Here is a 9,833-nt window from a genome sequence, read left to right on the forward strand (position 1 = left end):
GCGCGTCATGTCCTCCTCCCCGCCGCAGGGCGTCATCGCCGGGCTGTCCGCCCTCGACCGGTACCTGCCGGTGTGGATCATCGCGGCCATGGCCGCCGGGCTGCTGCTCGGACGGCTCGTACCCGGGCTGAACACCGCGCTGGAGGCGGTGAAGGTCGGCGAGATCTCGTTGCCGATCGCGCTCGGACTGCTGCTGATGATGTACCCGGTGCTGGCCAAGGTCCGCTACGACCGTCTGGGCACCGTCACCGGCGACCGCCGCCTGCTGATGTCCTCCCTGGTGCTGAACTGGGTCCTCGGCCCGGCCGTCATGTTCGCCCTGGCCTGGAGCCTCCTGCCGGATCTGCCCGAGTACCGCACCGGGCTGATCATTGTCGGGCTGGCCCGGTGCATCGCCATGGTGCTCATCTGGAACGACCTGGCCTGCGGCGACCGCGAGGCCGCGGCCGTCCTGGTCGCGCTCAACTCGATCTTCCAGGTGGTCGCGTTCGGCGCGCTGGGCTGGTTCTACCTGCAGGTGCTGCCCGGCTGGCTCGGCCTGCCGCAGGCCGCGTTGCAGGTGTCGGCCTGGGACATCGCCTTCTACGTGCTCATCTTCCTCGGCATCCCGCTCGCCGCCGGATACGCCTCGCGCAAGCTCGGCGAACGCGCCCGCGGCCGCACCTGGTACGAGAGCCGTTTCCTGCCCAAGATCGGGCCGCTGGCCCTGTACGGGCTCTTGTTCACCATCGTCATCCTGTTCGCCCTGCAGGGCGGCATGATCACCTCGCGGCCCGGCGACGTGGCCCGCATCGCGCTGCCGCTGCTGGCCTACTTCGCGTTCATGTGGGGCGGCTCGTTCCTGGCCGGCAAGCTGATCGGCCTGGGCTACGAACGCGCCACCACGCTGGCCTTCACCGCCGCCGGCAACAACTTCGAGCTGGCCATCGCGGTCGCGGTCGGCGTCTTCGGCGTCACCTCCGGCCAGGCCCTGGCCGGCGTGGTCGGCCCGCTCATCGAGGTCCCCGTCCTGGTCGCCCTGGTCTACGTCAGCCTGGCCGGCCGCCGCCTGTTCATCAAGGAGCCCGTACGTGCGTGACAAGCCCAGCGTCCTGTTCGTGTGCGTGCACAATGCCGGACGCTCCCAGATGGCCGCCGGCTGGCTCACCCACCTGGCCGCGGGCCGGATCGAGGTCCGCTCCGCCGGGTCCGCGCCCGCCGACCAGGTCAACCCCATCGCCGTCGAGGCCATGCGCGAGGAGGGCATCGACATCACCGGCGAGCAGCCCAAGGTGCTCACCATGGACGCGGTCGAGTCCTCCGACGCCGTGATCACCATGGGCTGCGGCGACGCCTGCCCCGTCTTCCCCGGCAAACGCTACGAGGACTGGCAGCTTGACGACCCCGCCGGCCAGGGCATCGAGATGGTGCGGCAGGTCCGCGATGAGATCCGTACGCGGGTGGAGAGGCTGCTCACCGAGCTCACTTCGTAATGGGTGCGGGTCAGCCGCAGCAGCCGCCCTGGGACGCTCCGGCGGTGGCGAGCGGCAGCGGGGTGCCGAGCAGGCCGCCGCTGATTCCGGTGGCCAGGCCGACTCGCTGCTCCTGGGCCTCGGCCAGGCCGGAGGAGCACACGCCGGTCTCCGGCAGGTCCAGCCGCACGTCCCGGGCTGCCTCCCAGTCGCCGGCCAGCGCGGCGACGACGGAGCGGGCCTGCTCGTAGCCGGTGGCCAGCAGGAAGGTCGGGGCGCGGCCGTAGCTCTTGACGCCGATGGCGTAGTAGCCGTCCTCGGGGTGGGCGAGTTCGGCGGCGCCGTGCGCCGGGACGGTGCCGCAGGAGTGCGCGTTGGGGTCGATCAGCGGCGCCAGCGCGCGGGTGGAGCCCAGGATCGGGTCCAGGTCGAGGCGCAGCTCGCCGGCGATGGTGTGGTCGGGGCGGTAGCCGGTGGCCGCCACGATGCGGTCGGCGGAGACGCTCTGCTCCGCGCCGGACGGGTCGCGGCTGATCACCCGTACCTGTTCGACGTCGCGTTCGAGGGCGTGGGTGAAGAAGCCGGTGATCAGGCGGATGCGGCCGGAGGTGACGTGGGCGTGCAGGCGGGTGCCGAGCGCGCCGCGGGCGGGCAGCGCGTCGGCCTCGCCGCCGCCGTAGGCGCGGGCGGCGCTGCCGGCGCGAATCGCCCAGGTGATCGGGGTGTCCTCCAACTGGGCGAGGGCGAGCAGCGTGGTGGCGGCCGAGTGGCCGGCGCCGACGACCAGGACGTGCTTGCCGGCGTAGCGGTCGCGGTCGGCGCCGAGCACGTCGGGCAGCGCGTGGTCGACCAGTTCGCCCGCGTCGGCCTCGCCGTGGGCGGGCAGGCCGGAGGCGCCGAGCACGCTCGGGGTGGCGTACGTGCCGGAGGCGTCGATGACGGCGCGGGCGTGCAGCTCGCCGCCGTCGGCCAGGCGGATCAGGAACGGCGCCTGCTCGCGGCCGGCGGTGCGGACCCGGTCGTAGCCGAGCCTGCTGATCGCGGACACCTTGGCGCCGGTGCGGACCCGGTCGCCGAACAGCTCGGCCAGCGGGGCCAGGTAGTCGTCGATCAGCTCGGCGCCGGTCGGCAGCCACTCGGCATCCGGCGCGTTCCAGCCGCCGGCCTCCAGGAGGCGGCGGGCGGCGGCGTCGATGTCGTACTTCCACGGGCTGAACACCCGTACGTGGCTCCACCGGGCCACCGACGCGCCCGCCTGCTCGCCGGCCTCCAGCACGACGAAGTCGAGCCCACGCTCGGCCAGATGAGCCGCCGCCGCCAGCCCGACCGGCCCGGCGCCGATGACCACGATGGGCAGGTCTCCAGGCTGGGCGGCCTGGCGGCTGGGCTCCAGCTCGACGGCGGTCGGACCGCAGCATCCGCTCATGGTGCAGCTCCTCTGGTTCTCGCGGACCCCGAAGGCCCGCGCTGTTTTGAAGATTGTCTAAGTACGCTCGTCCGGCAGGATGCCCGACGACTTAGAGAGATGTCAAATTAGAGTTTCATCGAAGCAGGCGGCGGGCGAGCGCGGCGACGACGCGCCGGGCGTCGGCGCCGACCCCGCGCAGCGTGTTGGAGGAGGGGGTGCGCTGCCACTCCAGGCCCAGGTAGCCCAGTCCGGGACGGGTCAGGGACAGGCCGCGGCGCTGGCGCGGGCGCCCGTCGGCGGTCAGCGCGCCCAGGTCGGCGAGGTAGGGCAGGTTCGGCCGGTAGCCGGTGGCCAGCAGCACCGCGTCGACGCGTTCGCGCCCGCCGTCAGGCCAGACCACGTGCTCACCGTCCAGGCGCGTGAACATCGCGCGGCGCCGGTAGCGGCCGTCGTCCAGCACCGGCGAGGCGGGCGGCTGCTCGGCGCGGGCCAGCGGCAGCCGGTCGAACCCGGTCACGCGGAACCAGAAGTGCAGGTCCCGCCCGAGCGGGCGCTGCTCGACGAAGCGAATCGGCGTCCGACTGGCCAGCGTGACCCGGCGCCGGTCGGCCAGCTCGTACGCGACCTGGACCGCCGAGTTGCCCGATCCCACCACGACGACGTGCTCGCCCGGCAGCGAGGCCGGCGAGCGGTAGTCGGCGACGTGCAGCACCGGGCCGGCGAAGGCGTCCAGGCCCGGCAGGGCAGGCCGGTACGGGCGGTCGAAGGAGCCGCTGGCCGCGATGACGGCGGGGGCGGTCAGCTCCTGCCCGTCGGCCAGACGCACGAGGAAGCCTCTCCTGCCGGGCGCACCGGCGTCGTGGACGGCCTCGACCCGGGCGAGGGTGCGCAGCTCGGCGCCGCGCCTGGTCAGGGCGGCGGCGTAGCGCTCCAGATAGGCGACGACCTCGTCGCGGCGCGGGTAGCGCTCGGGGTCTCCGGCGAAGGCCAGGCCGGGCAGGCTGCTGTAGCGGGCGGGCGAGAACAGGGCGAGGCTGTCGTAGTAACGCGACCAGGACCCGGCCGCCCGGTCGGACGCCTCCAGCAGCACGGGCCGTAGCCCCTGCTCAAGTGCGGCGTGCGCGGCGGCCAGGCCGGATTGCCCGGCCCCGACGATCAGGATGCGGTCGTTGTCGATGGGCATGTCGGAGAACGTACCGTCATATTTTAATATGTCAATAAGTTGGTATGAGGGTAGGGTGCGGGGGACAGGAGGGAGCAGGCATGGCCGAGACCACGACATCATCAGTCGCGCCGACGGACGAGGCGGCGGATGCCGCGTGCGCGCCGCAGCTGCCGCAGGCCGCCCAGGACTTCCTCAAGGCCCTGTCCAACCCCGGGCGCCAGCAGATCATGCTGCTGTTCGCCCAAGGCAGCGAGCTGTCGGTCAACCAGGTCGCCGAACGCGCCGGCATCAGCCAGTCCGCCGCCTCCCAGCAACTCGCCCTCCTCCGCCGCGGCGGCATCGTCACCTCCCGCCGCGACGGCAAGGAAGTGCTGTATCGCGGCGATCGCGACGGCGTCGCCCGCATCCTCGGCGACCTGCAGAACTATCTGAACTTCTGCTGCTGACCGACCTGCGACCTCAGCTCTCCGCGCGGCAGACGGTGTTCCTGGGCGGGACGCGGAGGTCGATGAAGTAGCGGTTGGCGTACGCGATCGTGCACGGGTCACCCGAGTGGTACAGCCCGTGCCCATGCCCCTCGAAGCGGATCGTGCCCGATCCCGGCACCCGGAGGGCGAGGTCGGCGGTGTCCGCGTAGTCGGTCCACGTTCCCGCGCCGACGAACGGCGGCAGCCGGTCCACGGGAAGCGGAGCGGTGAGGGTGCGTACCGGTTCCGGCCAGCCCACACAGCCCAGCGGGTGCCACAGCTCGTTGCCGGACAGGTGCGGCGCGATCCGGTCGCCCAGGGCTCGCAGGCGGCGGTACTCCGCGTAGTCGCGATAGCCGATCCCGTCCAGGCAATGGGTCATGTTCATCCCGACGAACGAGGGTGGCTTCAGGCTGCCCAGCGTTCCCGCCTTGACGTAGTCGGAGAATCCGGTGGCGTCCCCCTTTTCTGCCCGCCTGATCGCCTGGGCCAGCTCCTTCCACCGTGCGCGGTCGGCGCCGGGCGTGACGAGGTCCGGCATGGCGGCCACGGCGATGTCGAAGCCGCTGTAGGCGACTCCCTTCTCGGCCGGCACGGGGGAGCGGTCGGCGGCGGAGCGGAGGTCGTTCCACACCGTGCCGACGTCGCGTCCGTGCAGCGCGCAGGCGGAGTCGTTCGCGCACCACTGGCCGAAGCGGGTGAACTGCGCTTCCATGAGGGCGTAGCGCGCCCGGTCCTCCTCGCTCTTGTCCCGGAGCGTATTGACGGCGCCGTCCAGGTACATCGCCCGTACCCGGCCGGGGAAGAGCGTGGCGTAGGCGAGCCCGGGAACGCCGCCGTAGGAGGTCGCCATGAAGGTGAACTGCGGCTCGCCCATCGCCGTACGGATCGCCTCGATGTCGCGCGCGAAAGAGACGGAGTCGAGGTGACCGAACAGCTCAGGGTCGACGGCGCGACAGCGCTCGGCGGCCGCCCGGTTCGTACGGGCCAGCGCGGCCCACTCGCGCTCATCGCCGGGCGGGGTGATCCACGGGCCGGTGCTGAGGCAGTCCTGGTCGAGGACGCCCAGCTCGATGCCGTTGCGCGGCAGGAGGCTGACGACGTCGAAACGGTCCCGGATCTGGGCGAAGCTGCCCGCGCGCCGTTCGAGGTCCTGCACTCCGGACCCGCCGGGCCCGCCGGGGATGGAGAACAGCACGCCGATGCGGTGGCGCCTGCCGGTGTGGGGGAGCATCGCGAGGGGGAGCGTGATCGTACGGCCCTGGGGGTCGGCCCAGTCGACGGGTACGCGGATCTCGCCGCAGAGCAGCTTGTCACAGGGCTTCCACGTCAAGGTGGACTCGGGAACGGCGGCGGCGGATGCGGGCACGGCGCCCACCAGGAGGATCGTGGCGGCCGAACCGGCGAGCAGCGGCCGGAGGCGGCGCCCGCGCAGCGCGATGGCGACCACCGCGGCGGCCAAGGCGGCCACGGGGTACGCGGCCAGCAAGGAGCCCGCGGCGAGCGGGGTGAGCAGGCCGTCGGCCGCGATCTGGCCGGGCAGCGCCCCGACGAGGTGCGCGCCGATCCGGTCGCCGAGCGGACGCGGCAGGGTCTGCGCGGCGAACGGCAGGATCAGCAGCAGGACGATCAGCGTGACCAGCGTGCCCGCCGTGGAACGGATCGCCGTGCCGAGTCCCAGCCCCATGAGCGCGACCAGCGGCATCGAGGCGCCGGTGATCAGCAGCCCGGCCAGGACGCCAGGCTCGGACAGGGAGGCGCCGAGCGTCTGCCCGTTCAGCAGCACCGTGCCCGCTCTGGCGCCGAGGACCGCCGTGGTGGCGGCGTACATGCCGAAGACCAGCACCTGCCCCGCGACCAGGGTCACGGCCACCAGGACCGGGATCTTCGCGAGGAGGAAGGTACGGCGGGCCGGGACGGCCGTCAGGCTCGTGCTGATGTGGCCCGTGCCGTACTCGGTGGTGATGGACAGCGCGCCGAGCGCGCCCGTCACGAGGTGGGCGAAGGGCAGGCCGGCGCCCAGCCCGTCGCGCAGGCTGTCGAAGCGGCGCAGGTCCGCGCCCTGCTGGGCGTCGAAACCGCGCGCGACCAGGAAGGCCACGCCCGCGCTGAGGACCACCGCGATCAGTGCGGAGGTCAGCAGGTAGAGGTTGGAGCGGAGCGTTCTGAACTTCAGCCACTCCGCCGCGATCGCGTCCTTCATCGCGCCACGTACTCCCTGCTGTCGCCGGTCAGCTCCATGTACGCCTCCTCCAGAGAGGCTTCGCGCGGCGTGAGCTCGTACAGCGCGATGCCGTGGGCGAAGGCCAGCTCGCCGATGCGCCTGGCCGAGAGCCCGGTCACCGCCAGCCCGTCCTCCGCCCGGACGACGGCCCCGCCGGCCCGCAGAACCGTCGCCAGCGCCGCCGGGTCGGCGGCGTGGACGAGCACGTCGCGCCGGTGCCGCTCGGCGAGGGCCGCCATGGCCGTGTCGGCGATCAGGCGGCCGCGCCCCACCACCACGACGTGGTCGGCGGTCACGGCCATCTCGGCCATCAGGTGGCTGGAGACGAGCACCGCCCGGCCCTCCGCGGCCAGCGCGCGCATCAGCTCGCGGATCCACCGCACGCCCTCCGGGTCCAGTCCGTTGACCGGCTCGTCGAACATCAGCGCCTCCGGGTCGCCCAGCAGCGCCACCGCGATCCCGAGCCGCTGCTTCATGCCCAGGGAGAACCGCGCGATCCGCCTGCCCGCCGCCGGCGTCAGCCCCACCCGGTCGATCACCTCGTCCACCCGGGCCGGGCCGATGCCGTTGCTGCGCGCCACGCACGCCACGTGCGCCCGCGCGGTACGGCCCCCGTGGACGGCTCCGGCGTCCAGCAGCGCGCCGAGCGTCAGCAGCGGGCGTTCGAGCGAGGCGTAGGGCCGCCCGGCGACCAGGGCGGTGCCGGCCTGCGGGGCTTCCAGGCCGAGGACGGCCCGCATCGTGGTGGACTTACCGGCGCCATTGGGTCCGAGGAAACCGGTCACCTGGCCCGGTTTGGCGGCGAAGGTGAGCGCGTCCACCGCGGTGGCGTCGCCGTACCTGACGGTGAGGTCGTTGACTTCGATCACGCGATCCAGCCTCGCCGCGGGTGTCCGCGCCCTCCATCCGCCCACGCCCAGCACCTGAGGTGGCATTTCCCGCCCTCGAAGGTAGGGCTGGGCCTACCGTGTGACCGGTGATCGGCAGGCAGACTGGCGGGGTGAGCAGAGTCAGGAGAGGGCTGATCGCGGCGGCCGGGGTGCCGCTGAACGCGATCACGGGTGTGGCCGTGGTCCTCGCCTGGGTGCCGGCCGTCCGCGCGGCCCTCGTCTCGCTGCAGCGCGCGTGGGCGGGAGCGGCGCTGGGCCGGGCCGTCCCCGCGCGTGAGCCCGGCCCGCGCGTGCCGGCCTGGCTGGCGATCAACGCCGTCGTCGGCCCGGCCCTCCTGATGGCGGTGGCCGCCGTGGTCAACACCGTGGGCGTCATCTTCTCCTTGGAGCCCGCTGTCAACGGCCCGGACGTGACCTTCACGCTCAGCCTGGCCCTGCTCACCCTCTCGGCGCTCGCCCTGGTCACCGCCGCGCTCATGGGACTGGCCGAGGCCCGGCTAGCCGAACTGCTCCTCGGCGGCGGTGGCCCGCTGGCCCGGCGGGTACGGGAGCTGACCGCCTCCAGGGCCGCCGCCGTCGACGCGCGGGCGGCCGAACTGCGCCGGATCGAGCGCGACCTGCACGACGGCGCCCAGGCCAGGCTCATCGCCGTACGGATGAGCCTCGGCCTGGCCAGGAGCGCCGACGACCCTGAGCAGGCCCGCGAGCTGATCGAGGAGGCCTGGGAGTCGGCCGGACAGGCCCTCACCGACCTGCGCGATCTGGTGCGCGGCATCCACCCGCCCGTGCTCGCCGACCGCGGCCTGGCGGGCGCGATCGAGGCGGCCACCCTGACCTGTCCCGTCCCGGTCGCCACGGACCTCGTCCTGACCGGCCGCCCCGAGCCGCCGGTCGAGTCCGCGCTCTACTTCGCCGCGGCCGAGGCCCTGTCCAACGTCGCCAAGCACAGCCGGGCCACCCGTGCGTGGGTACGCCTGCGCCGCACCGGTGACGGCCTCCGCCTGGTCGTCGGCGACGACGGGCACGGCGGCGCGGATCCGGCGGCGGGCACCGGCCTGCGCGGGATCGCCGAACGCCTGTCCGCCTTCGACGGGACGCTGACCGTACAGAGCCCGCCGGGCGGACCGACCACTCTCACCATGGAGCTGCCGTGCGCGTTGTGATCGCCGAGGACCTCGCCCTGCTCCGCGACGGCCTGATCCGGCTGCTGTCGGCGCACGGCTTCGAGGTCGTCGAGGCGGTGGACAACGGCCCCATGCTCCTGACGGCTCTGGTGGAGCGGACCCCCGACGTGGCCGTCATCGACGTACGGCTGCCGCCCACCTTCACCGACGAGGGCCTGCGCACCGCCCTGGAGGCCCGGCGCCGCCGGCCGGGGCTCCCGGTGCTGATCCTGTCGCAGTACGTCGAGCAGCTCTACGCCCGCGAGCTCCTGTCGGACCGGTCGGGCGGCATCGGATACCTCCTGAAGGACCGCATCGGCGATGTGGCGGAGTTCGTCGAGTCGGTGCGCAGGGTCGCCGGCGGCGGCACCGCCATGGACACGGAGGTGATCTCCCAGCTCCTGACCCGCCGGTCGAGGGACGAGCCCCTGGCGAAGCTGACCGTCAGGGAGCGCGAGGTCCTCGCCCTGATGGCGGAGGGCCTGTCCAACCTGGCAATAGCGAACCGCTTCGGGGTCACGGACAAGGCGATCGGCAAGCACACCAACAACATCTTCGCCAAGCTCGGCCTCCCGCCCTCCGACGACCACAACCGCCGCGTCATGGCCGTCCTCGCCTACCTCCAGGCGGGCCCCGGCTCGTGGGTTGATCATCTGTAGGCTGTGCGCGTGCAGAGCAACACCGGACCGCCGCGCGCATCAGGGGCCTCCCGTCTGCCGCAGAGGTTCGCCTGGGGCGCGTTCGCGCTGTTTTTGGCGGCGTTCGCCGTCTTCGAGAGTCAGAAGTACGGCCTGTCGACCACGGCCGCCGCGCTGGCCTTCTTCGTCCTGCCCGACCTGGTACGGCTGGCCGGGGCCCGCCCCGCGGGCCCGCTCCACCAGGTCGTGAACCGGGTGTGGATCCCGCTCGCGGTGCTGGTGGGCTATACCGTCGGCCCGATCGTGTGGCCGCCGCTCTTCACGGCCGGCCTTGGATGGCTCACCCGGATCGCCCTCGACCGCACGCTGGGGCGCCGCGCACAGGCCCAGCCCGACCGCCAGGATTCCGCGTTCTGACCAGCGTCCG

The 9,833-nt window shown here is 73.1% G+C and carries 10 protein-coding genes; 6 read left to right on the top strand and 4 right to left on the bottom strand.

Annotated features, from left to right (window positions below; all coding sequences use genetic code 11):
• The first annotated feature begins 7 nt into the window (after positions 1-7).
• Both arsB and BMW85_RS42715 read left to right on the top strand, forming a co-directional pair.
• The gene (arsB, locus tag BMW85_RS42710) at positions 8-1,078 is read left to right on the top strand and encodes an ACR3 family arsenite efflux transporter (RefSeq protein WP_091093098.1); all 1,071 of its coding nucleotides are present in this window, start codon (positions 8-10) and stop codon (positions 1,076-1,078) included.
• The gene (locus BMW85_RS42715; protein ID WP_091093099.1) at positions 1,071-1,472 is read left to right on the top strand and encodes an arsenate reductase ArsC; all 402 of its coding nucleotides are present in this window, start codon (positions 1,071-1,073) and stop codon (positions 1,470-1,472) included. The genes arsB and BMW85_RS42715 overlap by 8 nt, the downstream gene beginning before the upstream one ends.
• A 10-nt stretch (positions 1,473-1,482) precedes the next feature.
• Here BMW85_RS42715 and BMW85_RS42720 read toward each other — a convergent pair whose 3' ends face one another.
• Together BMW85_RS42720 and BMW85_RS42725 are read right to left on the bottom strand one after the other, a co-directional pair.
• Complete coding sequence (locus tag BMW85_RS42720) at positions 1,483-2,877, bottom strand: FAD-dependent oxidoreductase (protein ID WP_091093101.1); 1,395 nt, start codon at positions 2,875-2,877, stop codon at positions 1,483-1,485.
• A gap of 115 nt (positions 2,878-2,992) precedes the next feature.
• Positions 2,993-4,042, bottom strand: a complete 1,050-nt coding sequence (locus BMW85_RS42725; protein WP_245775398.1) for a flavin-containing monooxygenase — start codon at positions 4,040-4,042, stop codon at positions 2,993-2,995.
• An 80-nt stretch (positions 4,043-4,122) separates the two neighbouring features.
• Here BMW85_RS42725 and BMW85_RS42730 point away from each other — a divergent pair, with 80 nt between their 5' ends.
• Positions 4,123-4,470, top strand: a complete 348-nt coding sequence (locus BMW85_RS42730) for an ArsR/SmtB family transcription factor (RefSeq protein ID WP_091093102.1) — start codon at positions 4,123-4,125, stop codon at positions 4,468-4,470.
• A 13-nt stretch (positions 4,471-4,483) separates the two neighbouring features.
• Here BMW85_RS42730 and BMW85_RS42735 read toward each other — a convergent pair whose 3' ends face one another.
• Together BMW85_RS42735 and BMW85_RS42740 are read right to left on the bottom strand one after the other, a co-directional pair.
• A complete protein-coding gene (locus BMW85_RS42735; protein ID WP_091093104.1) occupies positions 4,484-6,694 on the bottom strand; it encodes an alpha/beta fold hydrolase in 2,211 nt (736 codons plus the stop codon).
• Positions 6,691-7,584 (bottom strand): ATP-binding cassette domain-containing protein, encoded by an 894-nt coding sequence (locus BMW85_RS42740; protein ID WP_091093105.1) that lies wholly within the window; start codon positions 7,582-7,584, stop codon positions 6,691-6,693. Before BMW85_RS42740 ends, BMW85_RS42735 begins: the two co-directional genes overlap by 4 nt.
• A gap of 131 nt (positions 7,585-7,715) precedes the next feature.
• Here BMW85_RS42740 and BMW85_RS42745 point away from each other — a divergent pair, with 131 nt between their 5' ends.
• The 3 genes from BMW85_RS42745 to BMW85_RS42755 are packed head-to-tail and all read left to right on the top strand — an operon-like array spanning position 7,716 to position 9,823.
• On the top strand, positions 7,716-8,768 hold the full coding sequence (locus tag BMW85_RS42745) for a sensor histidine kinase (RefSeq protein ID WP_245775399.1): 1,053 nt from the start codon (positions 7,716-7,718) through the stop codon (positions 8,766-8,768).
• Positions 8,756-9,427: a response regulator transcription factor gene (locus BMW85_RS42750; RefSeq protein ID WP_091093106.1), complete on the top strand. Its 672-nt coding sequence runs from the start codon at positions 8,756-8,758 to the stop codon at positions 9,425-9,427. The genes BMW85_RS42745 and BMW85_RS42750 overlap by 13 nt, the downstream gene beginning before the upstream one ends.
• A 9-nt stretch (positions 9,428-9,436) precedes the next feature.
• Positions 9,437-9,823 (top strand): DUF4260 domain-containing protein, encoded by a 387-nt coding sequence (locus BMW85_RS42755; protein WP_177241167.1) that lies wholly within the window; start codon positions 9,437-9,439, stop codon positions 9,821-9,823.
• Positions 9,824-9,833 lie beyond the last annotated feature (10 nt).

The organism is Nonomuraea wenchangensis, assembly GCF_900111685.1.
Classification (GTDB): domain Bacteria; phylum Actinomycetota; class Actinomycetes; order Streptosporangiales; family Streptosporangiaceae; genus Nonomuraea; species Nonomuraea wenchangensis.

What these genes read in the sequence shown, in the direction of transcription:
- arsB (WP_091093098.1), top strand. Translation starts at nt 8, where the DNA reads ATGTCCTCCTCCCCGCCGCAGGGCGTCATCGCCGGGCTGTCCGCCCTC.
- BMW85_RS42720 (WP_091093101.1), bottom strand. Translation starts at nt 2,877, where the DNA reads ATGAGCGGATGCTGCGGTCCGACCGCCGTCGAGCTGGAGCCCAGCCGC.
- BMW85_RS42725 (WP_245775398.1), bottom strand. Translation starts at nt 4,042, where the DNA reads ATGCCCATCGACAACGACCGCATCCTGATCGTCGGGGCCGGGCAATCC.
- BMW85_RS42730 (WP_091093102.1), top strand. Translation starts at nt 4,123, where the DNA reads ATGGCCGAGACCACGACATCATCAGTCGCGCCGACGGACGAGGCGGCG.
- BMW85_RS42735 (WP_091093104.1), bottom strand. Translation starts at nt 6,694, where the DNA reads ATGAAGGACGCGATCGCGGCGGAGTGGCTGAAGTTCAGAACGCTCCGC.